Source organism: Pseudoalteromonas porphyrae (assembly GCF_001298125.1).
Classification (GTDB): Bacteria; Pseudomonadota; Gammaproteobacteria; order Enterobacterales; family Alteromonadaceae; genus Pseudoalteromonas; species Pseudoalteromonas neustonica.
In genome coordinates this window covers 38385-64036 of the sequence record NZ_LHPH01000029.1, presented here as the reverse complement: position 1 = coordinate 64036, position 25652 = coordinate 38385, and the positions used below count along the sequence as shown (strand labels likewise).

Here is a 25652-nt window from a genome sequence, read left to right as displayed (position 1 = left end):
CTCTGTTACCGCTCGACTTGCATGTGTTAGGCCTGCCGCCAGCGTTCAATCTGAGCCATGATCAAACTCTTCAATTAAAAGTTTTTTCTGTTCTCATCCAATAAAGAATGAAGAACCTGCTCAATGAATTCTGAATTTATTTAATATCTTTCGATATTGAATTGACTGTGCYGAATAATTATTAAAAATAACTATTCTGTTGGTCACTCAGTTTCTCTTTCGAGAAATCACATTGAGACTCTAAATTTTTTGCCTTGCTTACCTATCTAAAAAGAAAGTTAAGYTCGGCTGTTAGAACTCAATCGGTACGAGTGCCCACACAGATGATTGCTTTATATTGTTAAAGAACGTTGCGATTAAAGTTAAACTTTATCTCGCTAGGGCTGCGCATATTACGCTTTCCATTTTTTTTGTCAACACTTAATTTTTAGTTTCTTTAAAAGAATTTCAAAGTTAAGTTTTACTCGACCTATCTAACCGTTTGTTCAGCGCTTTTCATTGCTGCCTACCGGGTCAGTGGATGCGCATTATAGGGATTATTTAGAGGCGGTCAATGCTTTATTTCAGTTTTATTAAATCAACTTCACTTTTGTACAAAACATATACAAACAAGTGCTTGCGGGGCTTTTTTGGTATATTAATCAAGCAAACATGAGATAAAAAAGGCTACCGAGGTAGCCTTTTAAATAATACTATTTTTTAGTTGGTCTTTTCCAGCCATCGAGATTGCGTTGTTTACCTCGAGCAACGGCCAATTGTTCATCAGCGACAGTATTAGTAATCACGGAGCCAGCTCCAATGGTTGCCGTCGAACCAATATTTACTGGTGCCACAAGTGATGAATTAGAACCAATGAACGCATTATCGCCAATTATAGTTTTTGCTTTATTCACACCATCGTAGTTACAGGTAATAGTACCAGCACCAATATTAACTTTTTCGCCAATTTCAGCATCACCTAAATAAGAAAGGTGATTTGCTTTAGAACCTTTTCCTAGGCGCGTTTTTTTCATCTCAACAAAGTTACCAATATGAGAGTCCTCTTCCATGATTGCACCTGGGCGTAAACGTGCAAATGGACCAAGTGTGCATTTAGCTGCAACACTTGCCTCTTCAATTAAGGTATTAGCTTTAATAATGACATTATCGCCAATGGTACAATTTTTAAGTACGCAGTTAGGACCAATTTCAACATTATTACCGATTGTCACTTTACCTTCAAAGATAACGTTTACATCAATTAGTACATCTTCACCGGTGGTGACTTCACCACGAACATCAATGCGGGCAGGATCGGCAAGTGTTGCACCATTTAGCATTAGCTCTTCGGCTTGCCATGCTTGATAAGCACGCTCAAGGCCAGCTAGTTGCACACGATTGTTTGCGCCTTCAACTTCCATTGGATGATCAGGCTGTGCTGAACTTATTTCAACACCTTCGCTGTGCGCCATAGCGACAATGTCGGTTAAGTAATATTCACCTTGAGCGTTATTGTTTGAAAGATTGCCTAACCAACTTTTTAGTAATCCACCATTAACAGCCATAATACCGGTATTAACTTCTGTAATAAGCAACTGTTCAGGTGTTGAATCTTTTTGTTCAACAATACCTACTAGCTTGCCATTAACTCGAAGCATACGACCGTAGCCATTTGGGTTAACCAAATCCACGGTTAATACAGCTAAGCCATTTTTAGGAGTAGCGGCAAGTAAACGTTCAAGCGTTGATTGTTTTGTTAACGGCACATCACCATATAAAACTAAAACAGTATCGTTATCATTAATATGTTGGTTTGCTTGGGCAACAGCATGACCGGTGCCAAGTTGCTCTTCTTGCAGTACCCAGTTTACGTCGTTATCGGCAAGTTGTTGTTGTAATAATTCGCCGCCATGACCATAAACTAAATTCGTTGAAGTCGCTCCTAATGCATTGGCGTTATCAATGACATGTTGCACCATTGGTTTACCAGCCACTTTATGAAGAACCTTAGGTAGAGCTGAACGCATACGAGTACCTTTACCCGCAGCAAGAATTACTGTAGTCAGAGACATTAAAACAATATCCTTCTTTCTTTGTTTTATTGGAATGAGTAACCATGTGTAAATTCAAAAAGATTACGTAAGTCACATCATGTGCACATACTCAATGGCAATCTAGCAGTAGCCACTGAATCTAAGCTGAAATTACAAATCGCTTTATTATTGTCATATTGTAACGGGGATTGATGAAGGATATAAGTAAAAACATAGGTTATTAACTGTTAATGCAAGTTAAATTAATTTACATCGCCTGTTTCATGTGATGACAACGCAGTCATATATTTAGTTTTTCATTGTATTAAAAATAATAACAGGCACAAAAAAGCCCACATAAAGTGGGCTTTTAAAAAACCAGATTGGCTTACTTTTTACGTAATTGCTGAATAACACGTAGCTGAGCGATTGCTTCAGCTAGCTGTACAGCTGCTTGGCTATAGTCTAGCTCCGCAGATGTACCACCTTGTGCCATTTGTTTCTCAGCGTCACGTTTAGCTTGCTCTGCAGCTTGTTCGTCTAGGTCTTCACCACGAACGGCTGTATCTGCAAGTACAGATACAATGTTCGGTTGAACTTCTAGCGTACCACCTGCAATGTAGATGAATTCTTCTTCACCAAATTGCTTAACTAAACGTACCATACCAGGTTTTAGGGCAGTGAGTAGTGGAGCGTGGCCGGCGTTAACACCTAGCTCACCTTCACTACCACTTACTTGAATAGATTCAACAAGACCAGAGAATATTTTACCCTCTGCGCTTACTACATCAAGATGTACAGTCATAGCTGCCATACTACCCTCCTAGTTACATGCTTTTGGCTTTTTCTTGAGCTTCTTCGATAGAGCCAACCATGTAGAACGCTTGCTCTGGCATGTGGTCGAATTCACCACTTAAAATACCTTTAAAGCCAGCAATTGTATCTTTTAGTGATACGTATTTACCAGATGCACCTGTAAACACCTCTGCCACGAAGAATGGCTGAGATAGGAAGCGCTGGATTTTACGTGCACGAGATACTAGTTGCTTATCTTCATCAGAAAGCTCGTCCATACCTAGGATTGCAATGATGTCTTTAAGCTCTTTATAACGCTGAAGAACTGTTTGAACGCCACGTGCTGTATCGTAGTGCTCTTGACCAATTACTAATGGATCAAGTTGACGTGAAGATGAATCAAGTGGATCTACCGCAGGGTAAATACCAAGTGATGCGATATCACGCGAAAGTACTACAGTTGCATCTAAGTGAGCAAAGGTAGTTGCTGGAGATGGATCCGTTAAATCATCCGCCGGTACGTATACCGCTTGGATTGAAGTAATTGAACCAGTCTTAGTAGAAGCGATACGCTCTTGTAATACACCCATTTCTTCAGCAAGTGTAGGCTGGTAACCTACCGCTGATGGCATACGACCAAGTAGTGCAGATACTTCTGTACCAGCAAGTGTATAACGGTAGATGTTATCTACGAAGAAAAGTACATCGCGACCTTCGTCACGGAACTTTTCAGCCATAGTAAGACCTGTTAACGCTACGCGTAAACGGTTACCTGGAGGCTCGTTCATCTGACCGTATACAAGCGATACTTTATCAAGTACGTTTGAATCGTTCATCTCATGGTAGAAATCGTTACCCTCACGTGTACGCTCACCAACACCTGCGAATACTGAGTAGCCGCTGTGCTCGATTGCGATGTTACGGATAAGTTCCATCATGTTTACGGTTTTACCAACACCGGCACCACCGAATAAACCAACTTTACCACCTTTAGCGAACGGACATACAAGGTCGATTACCTTGATACCAGTTTCTAAAAGCTCAACTGAACTTGATTGCTCTTCGTATGAAGGCGCTGCACGGTGAATAGACATACGGTCTTCTTCGCCGATTGGACCAGCTTCATCGATTGGCTCACCAAGTACGTTCATGATACGACCAAGTGTTGCTTTACCAACTGGAACTTGAATCGCTTCACCTGTGTTTGATACAGCAGCACCACGACGTAAACCGTCTGTAGTACCTAGTGCGATAGTACGTACCACACCGCCACCTAGCTGTTGTTGGACTTCTAGAGTCAAACCAGCTAAATCGCCATCTGATACTTTTAGCGCGTCATATACGGCTGGCACGTTGTCTTGTGAAAATTCAATATCCACAACGGCACCGATAATTTGGACGACCTTACCTAAACTCATGTCTATTCCTCTCTTTAATCTTTGCCTGAAGCATTAAACTGCAGCTGAACCAGAACAAATCTCACTAATTTCTTGTGTGATTGCTGCTTGGCGAGCTTTGTTATAAATAAGCTGTAAATCATCCATAAGGTCACCAGCGTTATCAGTTGCAGCTTTCATTGCAACCATACGGGCAGCCTGTTCAGAAGCAGCGTTTTCAACCACACCTTGGTATACTTGAGATTCAATAAAGCGTACTAACAGCGCTTCTAAAATCGCGTCTGGGTTTGGCTCATACAAGTAATCCCACGAGTGGGCAGATACTTCTTTTTCAGCTTTTGGCAAAGGGAGTAACTGATCTATAATTGGCTCTTGCTTCATGGTATTAACGAAGTTGTTATATACCAAGAATAAACGGTCAATCTTCCCTTCAGAAAATGCATCTAGCATGATCTTTACAGGACCAATAATATCCTGAATAGAAGGTTTATCTCCTAAGCCCGCTTTTTTAGCGAGTAGTTGACCACCAAAACGTTGGAAGAAACCAGCAGCTTTACTGCCTAAAGTTGCAAACTCTGCGTCTACACCTTTTTCTTTCCACGCTTTAACATCTAGTGCAACTTGCTTAAACTCATTTGAGTTAAGACCGCCACACAGACCACGGTCTGTAGAGATAACAATATAACCAACTCGTTTTACTTCACGCTCTTCTAAAAAAGGGTGAGTAAAATCAAGATTTGCTTGAGCAACACGACCAATCACTTTACGTAATTTTTCAGCGTATGGACGGCTTGAAGCCACACGTTCTTGCGCCTTTTTCATTTTAGACGCAGCAACCATTTCCATTGCGCTAGTGATCTTTTGAGTATTTTTAATACTACCGATCTTGCTTTTAATCTCTTTTCCGCTGGCCATGACTCTCTCTCCGAATCAAGGTGTGCTTTAGTTACCTAAAGCGCACCATTAATAACTAAATTACCAAGTTTGCGTAGACTTGAACTTCGTTAGAAGGTCTTTAAGCTGCGCTTCGATCTCGGCGTTGTAGTTACCAGTTTCATTGATTTGAGCCATAAGCTCTGCGTATGTGCTATTTGCATAAGAAAGTAAAGCCGCTTCAAAATCCATGATCTTAACGATCTCGATATCTTGAAGGAAACCTTTCTCAGCTGCAAATAACGACAAAGACATTTCAGCAACAGACATTGGTGCGTACTGTTTCTGCTTCATTAACTCTGTTACACGCTCACCATGCTCAAGTTGAGCACGTGTTGCATCATCAAGGTCAGACGCGAACTGCGAGAACGCAGCTAATTCACGGTACTGAGCTAGGGCTAGACGAATACCGCCACCTAGTTTCTTAACGATTTTAGTTTGTGCAGCACCACCAACACGCGATACCGAGATACCAGCATTTACTGCCGGACGGATACCTGAGTTGAATAAGTCAGTTTCTAAGAAGATCTGACCATCGGTGATAGAGATAACGTTAGTCGGTACGAACGCAGAAACGTCGCCGCCTTGAGTTTCAATGATTGGCAATGCCGTCAATGAACCAGTTTGACCTTTCACTTCACCATTGGTGAACTTTTCAACGTAATCAGCGTTTACACGCGATGCACGCTCAAGAAGACGAGAGTGAAGATAAAATACGTCACCTGGGTATGCTTCACGACCTGGTGGACGCTTAAGTAGCAATGAAATTTGACGGTAAGCAACTGCTTGCTTAGACAAATCATCATATACGATTAATGCGTTTTCACCACGGTCACGGAAGTATTCACCCATAGTACAGCCCGCGAACGGTGCTAAGTACTGAAGTGCCGCTGATTCAGAGGCAGATGCAACAACTACGATAGTATTTGCTAGTGCACCGTGCTCTTCTAATTTACGTACTACGTTAGCAATAGTAGATGCTTTTTGACCAATCGCTACATACACACACTTAACGCCTGTGTCTTTTTGATTGATGATTGCATCGATTGCTAGTGCAGTTTTACCTGTTTGGCGGTCACCGATCACAAGTTCACGTTGACCACGACCAACTGGAATCATCGCATCAATAGATTTATAACCAGTTTGCACTGGCTCATCTACAGATTTACGCTCGATTACACCTGGTGCAATTTTTTCTACAGGTTCAAACCCGTCGTTATCTAAAGCGCCTTTACCATCGATAGGTGCACCTAGTGTGTTTACAACACGACCAAGTAAACCAGCACCAACAGGAACTTCTAGGATACGACCAGTTGTGTATACTTTTACGCCTTCAGTAAGATCCGCGTACGGACCCATTACTACTGCACCAATTGAGTCGCGCTCAAGGTTTAGTGCGATAGCATAACGGTTGCCTGGAAGCTCAATCATCTCACCTTGCATACAGTCAGCTAGACCGTGGATGCGGATGATACCGTCAGTAACAGATACGATAGTACCTTCGTTACGAGCTTCACTTACAACTTCGAACTTCTCAATACGTTGTTTGATCAGATCTGAAATTTCAGTGGAATTAAGTTGCATGCTCTTTTTCCCAATTACGATTGTAGTGTTGTGGCTAAGCGGTTTAATTTACCGCGAACTGAGCCGTCGATTACAGTGTCACCAGCCTTAATGATAAGACCACCAACCACTGCAGCGTCTTCACTACAATTCAGCTTAACTTTGCGTGCGAAACGTTTTTCAAGTGCCGCTACCAATGTCTCTTGCTGCGCTGCAACAAGAGGGGTTGCCGAAATCACATCTACTTCGATTTCTTTTTCGTACTCTGCTTTAAAATTAGCAAATAACTTAGCAACCGCTGGTAAAGCGACTAAACGTCCATTTTCAGCCATCACCTTCACTAGGTTCTGACCTTGTTCGTTGAGCTGCTCTGCACAAATTTTAATAAATAACTCAGCTTGTGCAGTAGCATTAGGCAACCCAGCTAAAATAGCAGATGCTTGTTCATCACTGGCAACGTGGCCAGCAAAAAACAGCATCTCATTCCAACTGTCAATAGTGCCTTTTTCAACGGCAAGTTCAAAAGCCGCTTTAGCGTATGGGCGAGCGATAGTAGTCAATTCAGACATGCTCATACCCTCCTAGTTACAGCTCAGCGACAAGTTTTTCAACGATGTCACTATGTGTGGCTTGATTGATTTCGCGCTCTAAAATTCGTTCTGCGCCAACCACTGCAAGAGTAGCTACTTGCTTACGTAGCTCTTCTGTTACACGGTTACGCTCAGATTCAATTTCAGAATGCCCTTGAGCAATAATTTTTTCACGCTCTTGCTGACCACGAACTGTTTCTTCGTCAACAATTAGCACTGCACGCTTTTTAGCTTGTTCAATGATATCTGCCGCTTGAACTTTTGCATCTTTAAGCTGTTCTGCAGCTTTCTTTTGCGCTAGTTCTAAGTCTTTTTCGGCTCTATCAGAGGCAGCTAAACCATCTTCGATTTTTTTCTGGCGAGCTTCAATTGCACCGTTTAGTGGTGGCCATACGTATTTCATACAAAATAATACGAACACCGTAAATGCAATTAATTCACCGATAAGAGTGGCGTTTAAGTTCACAACCGCTCCTCCTTAAATAGTAAGCTGTTCAAAAAATAAAATTAAAGTACGAACAACAATACCATCGCGATACCAACACCAATCATTGCTACAGCATCGATTAGACCAGCTAGGATGAACATCTTAACTTGTAGTGAAGGTGCAAGCTCAGGTTGACGCGCACATGCTTCAAGGAATTTACCACCCATGTTACCAAAACCGATCGCTGTGCCGATTGCACCAAAGCCGATAAGTAAAGCTACTGCGATGTACTTAAGACCTAATACTAGTTCCATTTTTTTCTCCAAAGTTTCAATTGTAAATTAAAGTTAAAAGTAAAATTGTAAATATAAAAATTAATGATTATCCGAGCTTGCCATGCTTAGGTATACAACTGTCAGCATCATAAATACGAATGCTTGTAGTACGATTACCAAGATATGGAATACAGCCCAAATAAAGTGCAGTGGTAACTGCATTAAACCTACCGCGCCGATCAAGATGAAAATCAACTCACCAGCGTATAAATTACCGAATAAACGTAGCGCTAACGAGAAAGGCTTAGCAACTAATGCTATTAATTCAAGTAACAGGTTAAATGGAATCAAAAGAATTTGAACCAATGTGTTATTTGAACTAAATGGGTGAAGCGTAAGCTCTTTAACAAAGCCAAGCACACCTTTAATTTTGATTGAGTAACCGATCATCAATAAAAATACACCAATCGCAAGCGCAGCGGTTAAGTTGATATCAGTAGTAGGTACAATTTTCATGTACACGTCGTGTGAATCCATACCGAAGGCAGTTTCACCAACTAAACCAGCAAATGCAGGTAAGAAATCAACCGGTATTAAATCCATTAAGTTCATCAAGAACACCCAAACAAAAATTGTTAGGGCTAGAGGTGCTATTAGTTTGCTTTTACCATGGAAGGTATCGCGTACATTATCACCAACGAACTCAACGATCATTTCAATAAAGCACTGAAACTTACCAGGTACACCCAGTGTTGATTTTTTAGCGGCACTACGGAAGATCCATAAAAATAAAAGACCTAAACCGATAGACCATGCGAGGGTATCCACATGCCATGTCCAGAATCCACTGTCCGCACATGCTTTATTGAAGGCAAGACCGGTATCGGTCGAGCACATCTTCGCATTGGTCAAGTGGTGCTGAATATGGCTAGATAGAGTAACTTCTTCTGCAGCCATGTTATATCCCAAAAGTTAATGTTTAAAAAAAACGGGTGCAAACAATCCAGTAAATAACGCCAGTACATAACTACTAAAGAAAGGTAACAAAATTACCGGAAAATGCTTTAGCACTAGCGCAAACAATATGATTGTAAGCATAAATTTTAATCCGTTACCGCGCTTTAACGAGGTATACGCTTGATTTGCTCGGCTTGCACCCATATAACGAAATGCATAAACGGCAAATACACAGTGAGGAAGTACGGCTACAACGCCTCCAGCTAATGCTGAGAGACCGGCACTTACTCCCCAACCTAAAAAAACAATTATGGCAGCTACTAAGGCTACACTACCTTGCAAACAGATTAATTTAAATGCAGCCAATTGATAAGGTGCTGCTAACTTATTATTCACGTTTAGTTAACCTTACTGGCATTCTATTTGTCATGGCATGAAAACTGGCGAAATTATACTTAATCCTGCCAGTTTTGCAACTTGAGTCGGTGCTTTGTGGTGCAAAATCGCTATAAATGTCTCGTTTTAGACATGATATTAATTAATGCTGGGAATAGTCTTGGTTTATACGGTTTAAAATCCCGTCCAATTCATCTAAGTTAGTGTAGGAAATAACCAAATTTCCTTTACCTTTTTTGTTGTAATTAATTTCGACTTTCGCGCCTAAATTATCAGCCAGTTGTTGCTCTAACTGCTTGACATCAGGATCTTTTTCTGCAGTCTCTTTTTTTGGTACAGGCTCTAGAATCGACCGTACTAACTTTTCAGTTTCTCGTACGGTTAATGCCTTTGCGACAGCAAGACGTGCAGCATCTGATTGCGCCTCGCCTTCAAGAGCTAATAAACAACGTGCATGGCCCATTTCAATATCGCCATGTTCTAACAAAATTTTAACATCGTCATTTAAATTATTCAGACGCAATAAATTTGTTACAGTAGTACGTGATTTACCCACCGCATCCGCGACTTGTTGATGTGTTAATTCAAATTCAGTTAATAAACGATTTAACGCAACCGCTTCTTCCATCGCATTTAAATCTTCACGTTGTATATTCTCAATCAACGCAATAGCAACAGCAGCTTCATCAGCAACATTTTTTATGATACAAGGAACAGTATCAAGCTTAGCTAATTGAGCTGCTCGCCAACGACGTTCACCTGCGATAATTTCATAACTTTTTTCACCTATAGGGCGAACAACAATTGGTTGAATAATGCCTTGTGAACGAATAGAACTGGCAAGTTCTTCAAGGGCTTCTTCAGACATGTCTTTACGTGGCTGATATTTACCCGATTGAAGAAATTCAATCGGTAACTTTTGTAGTTCACTTGTATTATCTAATTGCGTTTCTTCTACCTGCAAAATATGTGTGCTATCCGCTTGCACTTGCATTGCACTAGGTGCTGGTTTTGATGAGCTTAATAATGCATCAAGCCCTCGGCCTAAACCGCGTTTTTTTGCAGACATGTTATTTTTACCTCAAATTTAGGCGACGATTGGGGATGTTTTTTCTTTTCTGCGCAACATTTCACCAGCAAGTGCTAAATACGCTTTTGCGCCACTTGATGTCCGGTCATAGTACATTGCTGGCGCACCAAAACTAGGCGCCTCAGCTAGACGAACATTTCGCGGGATCACAGTGCGGTACACTTTATCACCAAAATGTTGCTTTAGTTGTTCTGATACATCATTAGCCAAACGATTACGCGGATCGTACATAGTACGTAAAATCCCTTCAATTTGTAATTTAGGGTTAACCAGTTTAGCGAGTTGGGTAATTGTGTCCATCAATGCAGTTAAGCCTTCAAGCGCATAATACTCACATTGCATAGGCACTAAAATTGAGTCTGCGGCCGCCATTGCATTAACAGTCAACATATTCAGTGATGGTGGACAATCAATAAAAATAAATTCATATTGATCTGATATTTTTTCAAGCGCATTACGAAGTCTAACTTCGCGAGCAAAAAGCTCCATTAATTTAACTTCGGCGGCGGTAACATCACCATTGGCGGCAATTAAATGATATTCACCTGATGTTTCTTTAGTAACCACTTCTTCAATCGGTTTATCTTCTATTAAAAGATCATAAATTGTTGCTACATCGCTGTATTTATCTACACCGCTGCCCATTGTCGCATTGCCTTGCGGATCCAGATCAATAAGCAGCACTTTACGTTTTGTTGCTGCCATTGATGCTGCGAGATTTACCGCTGTGGTGGTTTTACCCACACCACCTTTTTGGTTTGCTATTGCAATGACTTTTGCCACAGTGTTTCTGATCCCTAGTCTTTAGATAGAATAATTAAATGCCTTTGAGCATCTAACTTTGGTACTTCCAAGGCTATTTTTTCTTCGAACTTAATACCTTTAGGTAAAGATTCTAGCTCGTCACTTGGAAATACGCCTTTTAAGGCTATAAATTTACCTGAATGATCAATTAAGTGCGAACACCAGTCAACCATATCTTGTAAAGATGCAAAAGCTCGGCTTAATACACCATCTAATTTAACACTTGGTTGATAATCTTCAACTCTAGACTGCACAGGGGTCACATTATCAAGTCCAAGCTCATGCTTTACCTGCATTAAAAAACGCACTCGCTTGCCTAAACTATCCAATAAAGTAAATTGAGTATTAGGTAATGCAATAGCCAATACGATACCCGGAAGGCCAGGACCCGTACCCACATCAATATAATGATGACCGGGTAGGTGAGGTGCAACAACTAAACTATCCATAATATGCTTAATCATCATATCCTCAGGTAAACGCACTGAGGTTAAATTATAAGCTTTGTTCCATTTATTGAGTAACTCAACATACTGAACCAATTGTTGCTGTTGTTTTTCGGTTAGCGCAATATCAGTTTGCGCTAACAAAGTAGTTAATTGTTGCTGTAACACAGTATTCCTTAATAGCTACGCAATTTTACGTAGTAGGCCTTGCTTCTTCAGATAAACTAATAATAGCGAAATCGCTGCTGGCGTGATACCTGAAATACGCGATGCTTGACCGATTGTATCTGGACGCGCCTCGGTTAATTTAGCAACCACTTCATTTGATAAACCCGAAACTGTCGAGTAATCATAATCTTTAGGCAAAATAGTTAACTCATGACGAAGTTGCTTATTGATCTCATCTTGTTGACGAGCAATATACCCTGCGTACTTAGTATGGATCTCAACTTGCTCTAATGCAGTTGCGTGATCAAATTCAGATCCCAACCCTTCGATCGCCATTAGATCGTTATAGCGGATCTCAGGTCGGCGTAACAATTCTTCTAAACTTGCTTCTCGAGTTAATGGTGTTTTTAGTAACCCATTAACTTGATCAATAGCTACGTGATCTTTATGGATCCACGTTTCTTTGATCCGTTGAGATTCTTTTGCAATGATATCCATTTTTTCATTAAATGCTTGCCAACGATCATCGTTAACTAAACCAAGTTCACGACCTTTTGCAGTTAAGCGAATATCCGCATTATCTTCACGTAATAATAAACGGTATTCAGCACGACTCGTAAACATACGGTACGGCTCTTTAGTACCTAACGTGGTTAAATCGTCGATTAATACGCCTACATAGGCTTCATCACGGCGCGGTGTCCAAGGTTCTTTACCCTGTACTTGTAATGCAGCATTCATACCTGCAATTAAGCCTTGAGCGCCAGCTTCTTCATAACCTGTAGTACCATTGATTTGTCCAGCAAAGAACAAACCATCAATAAATTTAGTTTCTAATGATTTCTTTAAATCACGTGGATCAAAGTAATCATATTCTATAGCGTAACCAGGACGACAAATATGGGCATTTTCAAAACCAGTGATTGACTGCACTATTTCTAACTGCACATCAAAAGGTAGACTTGTTGAAATACCATTAGGGTAAAGCTCATAAGAGGTTAGGCCTTCAGGCTCTACAAATATTTGATGCTTGTCTTTGTCAGCAAAACGTACAATTTTATCTTCAATAGAAGGGCAATAACGTGGGCCTATCCCTTCAATAACACCAGAGTACATTGGAGAGCGGTGTAGGTTATTACGGATCACTTCATGGGTTTTTTCATTTGTATATGTAATATAACACGCTATTTGTTGTGGATGATCTGACTCATTACCCATAAATGAAAATACAGGCGTAGCAGTATCTCCCGGCTGCGCTTCCATTTTACTAAAATCAACAGTCCGGGCATCAATACGTGGAGGTGTGCCTGTTTTTAAACGATCAACACGAAATGGTAATTCACGTAAACGATTTGCTAATGCAATAGAAGGTGGATCACCAGCACGGCCACCTTTAAAGTTTTCTAAGCCTATATGGATTTGGCCACCCAAAAAAGTACCAACGGTTAATACAACTGAAGGTGCACTGAAGCGTAAACCCATTTGGGTAACAACACCGATTACTTGATTATTTTCAACCACAAGATCATCACATGATTGTTGGAAGATTTTTAAGTTATCTTGTTTTTGTAAAATGTCTTGAATTGCTGCTTTGTAAAGTGCGCGATCTGCTTGTGCACGAGTTGCACGAACTGCTGGGCCTTTTGAAGAATTTAGAGTACGAAACTGGATCCCGCCTTTATCGATGGCTTGTGCCATTGCACCACCTAGCGCGTCTATTTCTTTTACTAAGTGGCCTTTGCCAATACCGCCAATTGCTGGGTTGCATGACATTTGACCAAGGGTATCCATGTTGTGAGTCAGCAGTAGGGTATTCATACCCATTCGAGCAGCAGCTAATGCGGCTTCAGTACCTGCATGGCCACCACCAACAACGATAACATCAAAACTTTCGTGAAAAATCATTTAGGGATCCTACTTAAATCAACCAGCAAACTTCCAAGGGGAGCGTATTCTACCTATAAATTTACAGAAGATAAATGATTAAACTGTGCTCAAGATCTAAGTAAGTGATCTCTAATAATATAAAGGATCTTTTAAAGAGATCTTTTATTACTATTACTACTACTGATCGCTATTTCTGTTGATAAGGTCTAGTTTATAATTAAAAACATAAAGTTAGATCGGATCTAAAGGTGTTTATATGATCGGATCAAGCTCCGTATAAGCTCTGATCAAAAAGGCACTTTATGCACAGGGGGTGATCGAATAGATCTTATCCCATGGATAACATACCTTTAAAACGCAGTTAGATCATAGCTTATCCACAATCCGATCTAAATTCTCAGTAAATTGTGGGTAACTTTATATTTATGATCATTATTAAGATCGGCTATTTAGCAATACCGCATTTATCGATCCAGCTTGGTAACCAAGCCAAAGCAGTATCTTCTGGTAATTCTTCATCAAGGATATTGAGCTCTAGGCGTTCTGCAACACAGTTAGCACCTTTACTGAGTAAAAGCTGCTCTAAATTACGTCCCGCAAGGTTGTAAGTGTCATAACTTGTATCGCCTAAACCAATAACACTAAACTTTAAGCCTTTTAAATCAGCTGCTTGATTTACATTATCAATGAAAGCTAGCAGGTTTTCAGGGTAGTCACCTGCGCCATAAGTTGAAGTGCAAAGTAACCAGATCGTGTTTTCTTTATTTATACTAGAAAAGTTAGGTTGATCATGAACTTCAGTATCGATCCCTTGGCTTATTAATTGCTCTGCAAGTTGTTCGCCCACGTACTCTGCAGATCCCATCTGACTGCCAATAATGATATTAACTGAATCCATAACTTTTGATGATCGCCTACTTATTAAGATACCGTTTATGATAACTGAGTTTACTCATCAGTAAAGTACAGAATGGATCTTTGTATAAGTATTTTTGCTACTTTTTTATTCCAATATCATTTTATTAATTTAAGTTTTTGTTTTTAGTGAATATAATAACTTATTCCAAATTGTAATCATCTGATCAAGTTGTTGATAAATAGTGGGAAAGCTATGGTTGAATGCATAGGTTAATTCATCGTTTGTAGCTAAGTTATTGATCATAAAATTTTATACAGTGTGTTCTGCGATTATAAAAATGATTTAACACAGGAGATCTGATTGTGGATAGATCTCCTGTTGATAACGATCGTTTAGGGTTAATAAATATTTATAATTTTTCGATCTTTATCGGTTAGGTAGATCTATTTCTATAAATTTTTATAAAAAGCAGTAAAAAAGGGCTAGAAATTAGATGATCCTGCAAATTATTTCCAAGGGATCGTTATATTTCTAGCGATTAATTTGGAGAAATGTCCAAAAAAATAGTGATTGTGGATAACTTATAAATTTAAAATCTAAATTTTGAATAATTGAGAAGTGATATTGATGACAGTTTTTAAATATTTGCCTATTACTACAGTAAATCTTCACGGATAACCGTTAGGTTTATGAGTGAGGGAAGGGGATTTTTAAATCGATTACTGTGGTTAAGTAGGATTTAATAGATAAAAGTAGGCTTAATTAAAGTGCTTTTTTTGACATAAATTTGTGATCAATACCTGTTTTATTGATAAGGAATAGTTATTTTTCCAAGCCAGCCACCAGCATTTATTGATTAATATAAGGGGGTTTTAACAATACTAAAGGGCTTTTGTCATTACGCAATGATCATATGCTGAGCTAAATATATAGATTACAGTGACTGCAATGTTTAATTTATGGCTTGCCTGCATCAATCCATTGGTCTATTAGCACATCACCAAAAGGCTATTACAGAATGCCATGCTCGAGAAATGATTGACTCTAATAAAGGAGGTAGAGCAATTGCCGAGAGCAACTACATGTCAAAGTTTCTGCCTGTTATCACTGCATTTATCTTTCGCTATAAATGGTCATTAACTTAACACGATTGGTATAGTGACGTGATATTGATTTTTTACCGCATTAATAGGAAAGTTAATTGGTTTATAGACGAAGAAAAGTAACATTGTTTGGTATTGTATTATCCGCGAACCTCAGCTGAAATAAGTAATAAAATGGCGTTGGTTAGTATAATAGTGATGCCTAAATCGCTTTTAATTCCAACGACGCTCGCATCTTGAGGTGGCTTGGGTATATGGCTGATGGAATCAAAAACTGAACGTAAATAGAGTGAAAATACACTCCATTTACGTTTATTAGGCTTTTACTTACCGATACAAAATGAGCTAAATATCTTTCCAAGTAAGTCGTCAGAGGTAAACTCTCCGGTGATCTCGTTTAAATAATTTTGTGTTAAACGTAGTTCTTCAGCGAGTATTTCTCCGGCTATGTGCATTTCTAATTGATCTTTACCTACGTGCAAATGATGTGCCGCGCTTTCTAAAGCATCTAAATGACGACGGCGTGCCATAAAACCACCTTCTGTTGCGCCTTGAAAGCCTATACATGCCTTTAAGTGAGTACGAACTAACTCTATACCATCAGCATTTTTAGCGCTTAAGCTGATCACTGGATATTGTTGTTCTTCTGCCATACCAACCGTATCGCCAGATAAATCGGCTTTATTTCTGATCACTGTAACGCCCATGCCCTCAGGAAGCTTAGCCATAAATTCAGGCCAAATAGTATGCGGGTCGGTGTCTTTCGTATCAGTGCCATCAAGCATAAACAACACGCGATCGGCTTGTTTTATTTCATCCCATGCGCGCTCAATACCTATTTGCTCAACTTTATCAGGGCTTTCGCGCAGGCCTGCTGTATCAATAATATGCAGCGGCATGCCATCAATATGGATATGTTCACGTAGTACATCACGGGTGGTGCCTGCTATCTCAGTTACGATGGCGGCTTCACGTCCAGCAAGGGCATTGAGCAAGCTAGATTTCCCCGCATTAGGGCGACCAGCAATAACGACACGCATACCTTCTCGCATGATACTGCCCTGCTTGGCTTGATTAGTGACGTTATTTAACTGTTCAATAATGCCGTTTAAATCACCAGAGACTTTACCATCAGATAAAAAATCGATTTCTTCATCTGGAAAGTCAATGGCAGCTTCTACGTACATACGCAAATGAATGACTTTTTCTACCAAAGTGTCTATACGCTTAGAAAACTCACCTTGTAGCGAGTGCAGGGCGCTTTTAGCGGCTTGTTCGCTGGTGGCATTGATTAAGTCGGCGATGGCTTCTGCTTGAGTTAAATCCATTTTATCGTTCATAAATGCACGTTCAGAAAACTCACCAGGCTTGGCTAATCGCACACCTTCTATTTGGCTTATCTCTTTTAGTAGCATATCAAGCACAACAGGGCCGCCGTGGCCTTGTAGTTCAAGTACGTCTTCGCCTGTGAATGAGTTAGGGCCCGCAAAGTAAATTGCAATTCCCTGATCAAGTTGTTCGCCAGCAAGGTTTTTAAAGGGTACATAATCGGCATAACGTACTTTAGGACAACGACCAATGATTTTTTCAGCAACGGTTTTTACTAAACTGCCAGAAACGCGAATAATACCTACGCCACCTCTTCCGGGGGCGGTCGCCTGTGCTGCAATAGTGTCTTGATTGATCATGCTAATAATTTGCCAATTTTATGAATAACGATATGTGCGTATTGTAACCTATGGCTTTATAGCATGCGAATAGCAGGGCAATAAAAAGCCAATTAAAGAATCGGTTAAAACTTCTTGGTGGTAGAAACTTAAACGCTGTGTAAGGTTTATATTTATTTAAATTTAAGACATAGCAACCTCATTGCAAATGATAATCGCATTTATTATCATGTGTTAATTATCACTTCATCATTATTATTTTATGCGTTTATCACCTTTAGTACTGGCTATAATTACAGGTTTTTCAGCTTCATCTATTGCTTCAGAACAAACAACAACAGAACAAGAAAAAATAACAGATATTGAAAAAATCTCTGTTATCGGGCGAGCATTTTCTTTATATCGGCCTATGGATTCAAGTTTTGGCACTCGAACAAACACAGAGATTGAAAAGATCCCACAATCTATTCAAATACTTCCGCAAGAGTTAATAAATGATCAGGCAGCCCGTCAAATTACCGATTTATATAGCAATATAGCCGGTGTAAATGCATTTAGTTACTCAGGCGTGACGTTTCGTGGTTTTCGCCAAGATGAAATTTTATATGATGGTGTAAAAGGTGATCCATTTAATGGTTTTGCTGTTCCTCAGTTATTTAATATTGAACAAATCGCGGTATTAAAAGGCCCTGCAGGGGCCGTTTATGGTAGTGGTAATCCAGGTGGAATCATCAATTATGTAACTAAAAAACCAAAATTTACCGATAAGCATAGTATTGAGTTTGAAGTTGGCAATGATGACTTTTTTAGTGGCGCATTAGAAAGCACAGGCACGCTTAACGATAATTTAGATAATCATGCTTATCGTGTCGGCCTTTATCGTGACTCAGAAAAGCCGTTTCGCAATAATACAAGTAGTGACAATACCATTGTTGATCTTGGTTATACCTGGTTAATTAGTGGTGCTACAGAGTTGACGGCGCAGTACACTTACATAGAACAAGAATTAGGTGGGGCCCGTTTACGTGGTGTACCTGCGGATGATGAAGGTAATTTTCTTGCCGATATAAGTTGGAATCATAATGAAGCAACCGATTTTCAAAATGTAGAAGCTCATGTTTACCAAGCAACACTTAAACATGAAATTAATGATATTTGGCGTACCGATATAACTGCACGTTATTTTGATAATGAAGAAGTGCAAAACTACCATGAGCCTAGGGGCTTAGTAGATACTGACTAAGATGGTGTTGTTGATTGGACTCACCGTGAGTTTCGAGATCAAGTTAGGGAAAATAAGGGTTTTAGCTTAACAGCCAATGCTGTTGTTGAATTTGAACTTGCTGATATGCAGCATCAAATGTTATTTGGCAGTGATTTTTATGAGCATGATTTTAATAGTACCTATCGCACTGCAACGCAACAAAGTCGAGGCGGCCCAGTTACTGGTTTAAGCTTACTTAATTCTGAGTACGGTTTAACCTCAGGGGCTGATTATGCACTCGATACCATTACTCCCAGACTTGGCCGCACAAATAGCTCTCGTTTAGGCTTTTATACCCAAGATCAATTAGATGTAACGGATAACTGGAGTATTACTGCGGGCTTAAGATACGATCGCTTTGAAGATAAGGATGAGCTTAATCAAACTGAGTTTTCAGACAGTGACGTAACTTACCGCATTGGTACTAGCTACAATATTAACGATGTCTTTTTTCCATATGCATTGCATGGAACTGGGTTTGTCCCTCAAAGTGCCAGTAATCAAGATACCGCTAAAGGCGGCCCTTTTTCACCGGAAGAAAGTCGCATTAACGAGCTAGGCCTACGCACTAAATTGCTGAATGATAGCCTTGCCGTAAATATGGCTGTTTACGATATTGTTCGTGAGAATATTCTTCAACCAAGCTTATTAGGTGATGTAGCTAAAGATGGCGTTGACGATTTAGTCGCTATTGGTGAAGTGCAAAGTAAAGGTTTTGAAGTTGAAGTGGTGGGTGATATTACAGAATATTGGGTTGTAACTGCCAATTATGCTTATAATGATACCCGTATTACCGAAGCAAACGATAGTATTCGTAATCAAATACCTAACAGTGACAAGTTTGCTAACGCACCACAAAATACGACAGGTATCTGGACTCGTTATGAGCTACCGACCTTATATTCTTCTATTTCTGCTGGTTTAAACTATGTAGATGAACAATTAAGTTTAGGCGGGCAAGCGGTTAAATCATACACTGTTTATAATATGGCATGGCAAACCACCATAGATAATTGGCAATGGCAATTATCAGTTAAAAACCTGTTTGATAAAGAATATGCGTCAAGTGGGTTTATTGAACGTACAGGGCATTTTCCTGGTGAGCCACGTCGTATTTATTTGAGCGCTAAATACAACTTTTAATCGTGCTGTGTGAAAGCAAAAAGTTGGTTTAATTTACACTCCTGGGCAGGACTCTTTGTAGGGGTTCTGCTTTTTGTTATTTGTTTTTCAGGAACATTAGCAACGTTAAGTCATGAGATAGAGTACTTAAGTGATAAAAAATTTCGGGCAATTAGCAATTCGGGTGAAACCAATTATATAGCTATTGAGCACACATTAAATAAGACATACCCCAGTGCGCAAATTCTCTATATTCACAGACATAAGCAAGATTATTTAGCTACTGAAGTTGCTTTAAAATATCATGATGAATTTTTATTTGTTTACCTTGATGGTGCGACAGGTGCGTGGTTAGGAGAGGGGAAATGGGCACGTGTATCGCGTTTTTTGCGCAATTGGCACATGAACCTTTCATTAGGCTGGATCGGTAAGTTAATTGTCACCTCTTTAAGTTTGCTATTGTTGGTTTTATTTATATCTAGCTTTTATGTTTACCGTCAGTGGTGGCTTGGGTTCTTTAAAAAGCCAAGTCAGCTATTAAAAACCAAGCGCAGCAGTTGGGCTGATTGGCATAAGTTACTCGGGCTATGGAGTTTGTGGTTTATCGCTGTAATGTCGATAACAGGCACATGGTACTTGATTGAACATGGCTTGCAAACGGCTAGAATTGATCATTATGTAGCCGAACCCAGCGCATTGCGTAATTTGCGAAAAGTGCCTGTTCAAGAGTCAAGTGCCCCATTACACGTAGCTACCTTAACGCACAAAGCGCTGCAAGCTTTTTCAAGTTTGGATATTCGTTATATTCGCTACGGGAAAAAGGCAAATCAAGCTGTAGAAGTTAGAGGGTATAATAATGATATATTACTTAGGCTCCGTGCTAATCGAGTTTATTTACATCCAACAACAGGAGTTGTACTCGGGATTCAAAAAGGAGAAAACCTACCAATCATTGCGCGTATTAAAGATACGGCCGATCCTCTTCACTTTGGTAATTTTGCAGGAATTGGCACAAAATTAATTTGGACTATTTTTGGTTTGGCTATGAGCTTTATTAGTGCCACTGGCATGTATATGAGCTGGCTTAGAGTTAAGCTAAATGGTTAGGCGTTGCCGGTGGTGCTGCCACAGTATTGGTTGTAGCTTCTGTGATTGTGACCAGTGTCAGTTTTAGTGTTCGCACAGTACCTGATTTACTTTTTGCTCCTGCTTTAGCACGCCCTAAATGAATGTTTTCTAGCGCTGTTTGCACCTTTTTTAACTCGCTAGAATAGTTAAAGAGATAAGCAGGCAATAAAAAAGGCGACCTAAGTCGCCTTTATCTAAGTAAACGAGCAATTAGCCCCTTACTTTTATTCCTTGTTTTTCCATACCGCGATAAATATAGAGCATTTGTGCGATAGAGATAAGGTTTGATACTAACCAGTAAAGTACTAGACCTGATGGGAACCAAAGGAAGAACACTGAGAAGATAACCGGCATAAAGGTCATCATCTTTTGTTGCATTGGATCGGTAACCGTCATTGGTTGTAGCTTCTGCGTTATAAACATACTCGCACCAAACAAGATTGGTAATACGTAGTATGGGTCTTTCGCTGATAAGTCAGTTAACCATAAGAAAAACTCAGCATGGCGAAGTTCTGTAGATTCTAAAAATACATAAAACAACGCTAAGAAGATTGGCATTTGTAGCAAAATAGGGAAGCAGCCACCCATTGGGTTTACTTTCTCTTTTTTGTACATTTCCATGGTCGCTTGGCCGAACTTTTGACGGTCGTCACCATATTTTTCTTTTAATGCAGCCATTTTAGGTTGTAGAGCACGCATCTTCGCCATTGACGTGTATTGCGCTTTAGTTAGTGGGTACATTAATGATTTAACAATAATAGTAATGGCGATAATAGCCAGTCCCCAGTTACCTAAACCACCAATGCTGATATCAAATAATCCAAAAAACGAACCTTCACCCGAGTATAAAAATTTAAGTAGTTCGAATAAAGGCTGTGAGATAAAAAATAACCAACCGTAATCGACTGTTAAATCTAAATTTGGGTGAAGCGCTTCTAATTTATCAGACTCTTTCGGGCCCATATAATAAGTAGCACTAATTTTAGCTTGCGTACCAGCTTGAATATTAACAGGTTCTGCTTTAGTACCAATAATGGCTGCGGTGCCATTTTTTATTACGCTGTAAAGGGTATTTTGTTGGTCTTGTGCAGGCACCCAGGCACTTACAAAGTAATGCTGAATAAAGGCAATGTAACCACCAGTCGTATTAATGCTGAGGTTTTTATCTGCCATATCTGAAAAGCTGTATTTTTCATATGGTTCATCGGCACTACCGTAAGCGGCACCAAGGTAGTTTTGATCAACTAAGCTGCCTTTTTCTTGTATTGTACGTTCTACTTGTGTGTAAAGTTGTACTTGAATAGGTGAGTTAGTTACGTTGTTAACAGTGTACTCAAGGGCAACATCATATTGGCCTTTTTTGAATACATAGGTTTTAGTAAACGTCACACCGTTGCTATCAGTAAATGTTAAAGGAACGCGAAGTTCATCACCCTTTAAGGTAAAGCTTTTTTGTTCGGTGCTATAAACAGGGCGACCTTCTGTTGAAGCATCTGGGCCATTTAAACCTGCTAAACCACTTTGCGAGAAGTATTGGTTGCCATCAAACTCACCTAAAAGCATAAATGGTGTTTCTTCACCTTTTACTTCTTCATATTGGAGTAGGTCTGATTCAACAATATCACCACCGCGGGTATCAATTTTTACAGTGAATACGTCAGTTGTAACTTCGATTACAGAGCGTTTTGCACTGGTTGCTGCAGTTGGTAACTCACCATCTGCTGATGATGGAATATAATCATCAGAATTAAGCGAATTAGATTTTAGTGTTTGTGTGTTGGCACTAGGATCGACTTTTGGTGCATTGTAATCACTATTCCATTCTTGGAATAATAAAAATGATACAAGCATCAAGCCGATGAATAAAAACGTGCGTTGCGATTCCATAACAGCTCTTATTTCTCGTGTTGGTGGTTAATATGGGTTATTTTTTCAGGCACGGGATCATCCCCGCCTGAATGTAAAGGATGGCATTTTAATATGCGTTTAATCGCTAACCAACCCCCTTTTATTAATCCATGCAAATTAATTGCTTGAATAGCATAAGTGGAGCAGGTTGGATTAAAGCGACAATGCGGACCTAATAGCGGACTAATCCACTTTTGATAACCCCGAATTAATAACACTAAACAGCGCTTTGGAAAAGCAACAAGTGGTTTGATTAACCTCATGATGTTCATGCCTCTGCGTAATATTTAGTGGGTGGATACCATGAATTTAAACACCCTAAATGGAATTTTAAATGCATGATTAAAAGGTGAGCTAAAGATACCTTAATTAACCCTATAATTCTATTGCTATTGGCTTTGTTTATTGGATTTAGCCGATTTGTTAGGGCGTTTTTTAAAGGGTGGTGGTTTAGGCGCATCAGGTTTACAGCGTTCATTAATTTTACGCCATAACTTACCGAGTTGTTTAGTTAGCTCTTCATTTGACTGTTCATCAATACCACTTTTAACCATCAAAACAATATCGATATTATCAATAGTGTGTTGGTTTAAACGAAAACTTTCGCGAGCAAGACGTTTAATACGGTTTCGTTGGCAAGCTTTTTTAACCCGTTTTTTAGCGACAGTGAGTCCTAAGCGAGGTTTTGCTTGGTCATTGGGTTTTGCTAATAAGGTAAAAAAAGGAGTTGCGGCCCGAGCGGGTTCATTAAAGATGCGAGAGTAATGCGAGGGAGTTAACAGACGTAACTCCCTGCCAAAGTTAAAGTCTTCCACTTATATATTAAGCAGAAAGAACTTTACGGCCTTTAGCGCGGCGACGAGCTAATACTTTACGGCCATTTACAGTTGCCATGCGAGCACGGAAACCGTGTGCACGTTTGCGTTTTAAAACGCTAGGTTGAAAAGTTCTCTTCATAACAATTCCATCCGATCGGTTAAAGGTTAAAACATCCTATGCAGGTCGCGATCCTGGCACAGGTGCCATTGCGAGCGCGAGATATTATAGATGAAGGCCCATAAAGTCAATCATAATTACATTAATAGTATAAAGGTATAATAGATCTAAGCTGGGGATCTATTAGGATCCTTATAATAAAGAAGTTTTCCACAGCCACTGTATAAAAAGTGCATAAAAGCTTGGGGTAACTAAAATAGATCGTAGGTTTTAATCGCGATCTAACGTGTTTTTTGTTATGATCATCCTTTGGTTGGGAAAATAATATTCATTTAAAATCAGTGTTTTAAATGTTTTTTGTGCAGAGATCATCTTTTTAAAAGAAATCAATCTTGTACTTGTGGATAAAGTCCCTTCATAATACTCGGTCTTGGGTGAAATAAATGCCTAATTTGTAGTCGTAAATGTTTAATTTTCCATCATTATTGATGACCGGGAATGAAACTGAATCTTTGGGAGTTTAACTGTGTATCTGTCGGTTTGGCAAAGTTGTTTATATGTATTGCAAGATGAACTGCCTTCGCAGCAGTTCAGTATGTGGGTAAGACCACTTCAAGCAGAAAGTACCGAAGATACCCTGACGATTTATGCGCCTAATCGTTTTGTTCTTGATTGGGTGAGAGAAAAATATTTAAACCGGATTAATGAACTACTTGTAGAAATCTGTAAAGACGAAGCACCAGAGTTACGTTTTGATGTAGGCAGTAAACCAATTTTGAATACTCAGGCAGCGACTGCACCTGTAGTTGATAATTCATCGGTTACTTTTTCGCAACCAGCAAGTCGTCAGCAACCTAAAGAAGCTAAAGCTGTTGTAGAGCCTGCGCCTAAATCTGCTTATAAATCGAATATTAAAGAAAACTATACTTTTGACAGCTTTGTAGAAGGTAAATCTAATCAGTTAGCTAAAGCTGCGGCAACGCAAGTAGCCGATAATCCAGGCGCTGCTTTTAACCCTGTATTTATATACGGTGGCACTGGCTTAGGTAAAACGCATTTATTACATGCGGTTGGTAATGGTATTTTGGCAAATAAGCCAGATGCAAAAATTGTTTACATGCACTCAGAACGTTTTGTGCAAGATATGGTTAAAGCACTGCAAAATAACGCTATCGAAGAATTTAAACGTTATTATCGTAGCGTTGATGCTTTAATGATCGATGATATTCAGTTTTTTGCTAATAAAGAGCGTTCACAGGAAGAATTTTTCCATACTTTCAATGCGTTACTTGAAGGTAATCAACAAATTATTTTAACCTCTGATCGTTATCCAAAAGAGATTGAAGGGGTTGAAGATCGCCTTAAATCGCGTTTTGGTTGGGGTTTAACTATCGCAATAGAGCCGCCAGAGCTTGAGACGCGAGTTGCAATTTTGATGAAAAAAGCGCAGCAGAGTAAAATTAATTTACCGCATGAAGTTGCCTTTTTTATCGCAAAAAAATTACGTTCAAATGTACGTGAATTAGAAGGGGCACTTAACCGTGTTATTGCCAATGCAAACTTTACTGGTCGTCCAATTTCTATCGATTTTGTAAAAGAAGCATTACGTGATTTACTCGCCTTGCAGGACAAGCTAGTAACAATAGATAATATTCAACGCACAGTTGCAGAGTATTACCGTATTCGAATTTCAGATCTTCTGTCAAAGCGCCGTAGTCGTTCTATAGCGAGGCCTCGCCAAGTAGCAATGGCATTGTCTAAAGAGTTGACTAATCACAGCTTACCGGAGATTGGCGATGCATTTGGCGGGCGTGATCACACGACTGTGTTACATGCATGTCGTAAAATTAAATCACTACGTGACGAAAGCCACGAAGTGAAAGAAGATTATCAAAACCTAATAAGAACATTGTCATCTTAAGGCT

General features: G+C 39.6%; 24 protein-coding genes, 1 rRNA gene and 1 pseudogene. 4 read left to right on the top strand and 22 right to left on the bottom strand.

Annotated features, from left to right (window positions below; genetic code table 11):
* The 17 genes from ADS77_RS19090 to mnmE all read right to left on the bottom strand — a co-directional run.
* A 16S ribosomal RNA gene (locus tag ADS77_RS19090) occupies positions 1 to 77 on the bottom strand; the annotation flags it as partial.
* Between the two features lie 615 nt (positions 78 to 692).
* On the bottom strand, positions 693 to 2051 hold the full coding sequence (glmU, locus tag ADS77_RS19085; RefSeq protein WP_054206611.1) for a bifunctional UDP-N-acetylglucosamine diphosphorylase/glucosamine-1-phosphate N-acetyltransferase GlmU: 1359 nt from the start codon (positions 2049 to 2051) through the stop codon (positions 693 to 695).
* A 349-nt stretch (positions 2052 to 2400) separates the two neighbouring features.
* Complete coding sequence (locus ADS77_RS19080; RefSeq protein ID WP_054206610.1) at positions 2401 to 2826, bottom strand: F0F1 ATP synthase subunit epsilon; 426 nt, start codon at positions 2824 to 2826, stop codon at positions 2401 to 2403.
* A gap of 13 nt (positions 2827 to 2839) precedes the next feature.
* On the bottom strand, positions 2840 to 4225 hold the full coding sequence (gene atpD, locus ADS77_RS19075) for a F0F1 ATP synthase subunit beta (protein ID WP_054206609.1): 1386 nt from the start codon (positions 4223 to 4225) through the stop codon (positions 2840 to 2842).
* Positions 4226 to 4258: 33 nt separating this feature from the next.
* On the bottom strand, positions 4259 to 5119 hold the full coding sequence (gene atpG, locus ADS77_RS19070; RefSeq protein WP_054206608.1) for a F0F1 ATP synthase subunit gamma: 861 nt from the start codon (positions 5117 to 5119) through the stop codon (positions 4259 to 4261).
* A gap of 60 nt (positions 5120 to 5179) precedes the next feature.
* Positions 5180 to 6721 carry a F0F1 ATP synthase subunit alpha gene (atpA, locus tag ADS77_RS19065; protein WP_054206607.1) on the bottom strand — a complete coding sequence of 514 codons (1542 nt, stop codon included), beginning with the start codon at positions 6719 to 6721 and terminating at the stop codon, positions 5180 to 5182.
* 14 nt (positions 6722 to 6735) lie between these two features.
* Positions 6736 to 7269, bottom strand: coding sequence for a F0F1 ATP synthase subunit delta (gene atpH / locus ADS77_RS19060; protein ID WP_054206606.1), 534 nt, complete (start codon positions 7267 to 7269; stop codon positions 6736 to 6738).
* A 16-nt stretch (positions 7270 to 7285) separates the two neighbouring features.
* Positions 7286 to 7756 (bottom strand): F0F1 ATP synthase subunit B, encoded by a 471-nt coding sequence (gene atpF, locus ADS77_RS19055; RefSeq protein ID WP_054206605.1) that lies wholly within the window; start codon positions 7754 to 7756, stop codon positions 7286 to 7288.
* A gap of 41 nt (positions 7757 to 7797) precedes the next feature.
* A complete protein-coding gene (gene atpE / locus ADS77_RS19050; RefSeq protein WP_004335261.1) occupies positions 7798 to 8031 on the bottom strand; it encodes a F0F1 ATP synthase subunit C in 234 nt (77 codons plus the stop codon).
* A 60-nt stretch (positions 8032 to 8091) separates the two neighbouring features.
* Positions 8092 to 8949 carry a F0F1 ATP synthase subunit A gene (gene atpB, locus ADS77_RS19045; protein ID WP_054455846.1) on the bottom strand — a complete coding sequence of 286 codons (858 nt, stop codon included), beginning with the start codon at positions 8947 to 8949 and terminating at the stop codon, positions 8092 to 8094.
* 15 nt (positions 8950 to 8964) lie between these two features.
* Positions 8965 to 9345: an ATP synthase subunit I gene (locus ADS77_RS19040; RefSeq protein WP_054206602.1), complete on the bottom strand. Its 381-nt coding sequence runs from the start codon at positions 9343 to 9345 to the stop codon at positions 8965 to 8967.
* A 142-nt stretch (positions 9346 to 9487) separates the two neighbouring features.
* The gene (locus tag ADS77_RS19035; RefSeq protein ID WP_054206601.1) at positions 9488 to 10414 is read right to left on the bottom strand and encodes a ParB/RepB/Spo0J family partition protein; all 927 of its coding nucleotides are present in this window, start codon (positions 10412 to 10414) and stop codon (positions 9488 to 9490) included.
* 18 nt (positions 10415 to 10432) lie between these two features.
* A complete protein-coding gene (locus tag ADS77_RS19030) occupies positions 10433 to 11218 on the bottom strand; it encodes a ParA family protein (protein WP_054206600.1) in 786 nt (261 codons plus the stop codon).
* A gap of 14 nt (positions 11219 to 11232) precedes the next feature.
* Complete coding sequence (rsmG, locus tag ADS77_RS19025; protein ID WP_054206599.1) at positions 11233 to 11853, bottom strand: 16S rRNA (guanine(527)-N(7))-methyltransferase RsmG; 621 nt, start codon at positions 11851 to 11853, stop codon at positions 11233 to 11235.
* A gap of 15 nt (positions 11854 to 11868) precedes the next feature.
* Positions 11869 to 13758 carry a tRNA uridine-5-carboxymethylaminomethyl(34) synthesis enzyme MnmG gene (gene mnmG, locus ADS77_RS19020; RefSeq protein WP_054206598.1) on the bottom strand — a complete coding sequence of 630 codons (1890 nt, stop codon included), beginning with the start codon at positions 13756 to 13758 and terminating at the stop codon, positions 11869 to 11871.
* Between the two features lie 427 nt (positions 13759 to 14185).
* On the bottom strand, positions 14186 to 14638 hold the full coding sequence (locus tag ADS77_RS19015) for a flavodoxin domain-containing protein (protein ID WP_054455842.1): 453 nt from the start codon (positions 14636 to 14638) through the stop codon (positions 14186 to 14188).
* Positions 14639 to 16025: 1387 nt separating this feature from the next.
* Complete coding sequence (gene mnmE, locus ADS77_RS19010; protein WP_054206596.1) at positions 16026 to 17390, bottom strand: tRNA uridine-5-carboxymethylaminomethyl(34) synthesis GTPase MnmE; 1365 nt, start codon at positions 17388 to 17390, stop codon at positions 16026 to 16028.
* 241 nt (positions 17391 to 17631) lie between these two features.
* On the opposite strand from mnmE, the gene ADS77_RS22795 reads away from it, so the two are divergent.
* The 3 genes and pseudogenes from ADS77_RS22795 to ADS77_RS19000 all read left to right on the top strand — a co-directional run bounded on the left by ADS77_RS22795 (position 17632) and on the right by ADS77_RS19000 (position 20862).
* Positions 17632 to 18612: a TonB-dependent siderophore receptor gene (locus ADS77_RS22795; protein WP_235575814.1), complete on the top strand. Its 981-nt coding sequence runs from the start codon at positions 17632 to 17634 to the stop codon at positions 18610 to 18612.
* A 45-nt stretch (positions 18613 to 18657) separates the two neighbouring features.
* Positions 18658 to 19776, top strand: a pseudogene (locus tag ADS77_RS22790) (TonB-dependent siderophore receptor); the annotation flags it as partial.
* Positions 19777 to 19785: 9 nt separating this feature from the next.
* On the top strand, positions 19786 to 20862 hold the full coding sequence (locus ADS77_RS19000) for a PepSY-associated TM helix domain-containing protein (RefSeq protein ID WP_235575813.1): 1077 nt from the start codon (positions 19786 to 19788) through the stop codon (positions 20860 to 20862).
* On the opposite strand, the gene ADS77_RS22785 is transcribed toward ADS77_RS19000, so the two are convergent.
* The 5 genes from ADS77_RS22785 to rpmH form a co-directional block, all read right to left on the bottom strand.
* Entirely contained in the window at positions 20846 to 21007 is a 162-nt protein-coding gene (locus ADS77_RS22785; protein WP_235575812.1) for a hypothetical protein, read from the bottom strand. The two genes, ADS77_RS19000 and ADS77_RS22785, sit on opposite strands and share 17 nt — an antisense overlap.
* Positions 21008 to 21093: 86 nt before the next feature.
* Positions 21094 to 22770 carry a membrane protein insertase YidC gene (yidC, locus tag ADS77_RS18995; RefSeq protein WP_054206594.1) on the bottom strand — a complete coding sequence of 559 codons (1677 nt, stop codon included), beginning with the start codon at positions 22768 to 22770 and terminating at the stop codon, positions 21094 to 21096.
* Positions 22771 to 22778: 8 nt separating this feature from the next.
* Positions 22779 to 23054, bottom strand: a complete 276-nt coding sequence (gene yidD / locus ADS77_RS18990; RefSeq protein WP_054206593.1) for a membrane protein insertion efficiency factor YidD — start codon at positions 23052 to 23054, stop codon at positions 22779 to 22781.
* A gap of 126 nt (positions 23055 to 23180) precedes the next feature.
* Positions 23181 to 23606: a ribonuclease P protein component gene (gene rnpA, locus ADS77_RS18985; protein WP_054206592.1), complete on the bottom strand. Its 426-nt coding sequence runs from the start codon at positions 23604 to 23606 to the stop codon at positions 23181 to 23183.
* 7 nt (positions 23607 to 23613) lie between these two features.
* Entirely contained in the window at positions 23614 to 23748 is a 135-nt protein-coding gene (gene rpmH / locus ADS77_RS18980; RefSeq protein WP_004335215.1) for a 50S ribosomal protein L34, read from the bottom strand.
* A gap of 505 nt (positions 23749 to 24253) precedes the next feature.
* Between rpmH and dnaA the strand changes: the two genes are divergently transcribed.
* A complete protein-coding gene (gene dnaA, locus ADS77_RS18975) occupies positions 24254 to 25648 on the top strand; it encodes a chromosomal replication initiator protein DnaA (protein ID WP_054206591.1) in 1395 nt (464 codons plus the stop codon).
* Positions 25649 to 25652 lie beyond the last annotated feature (4 nt).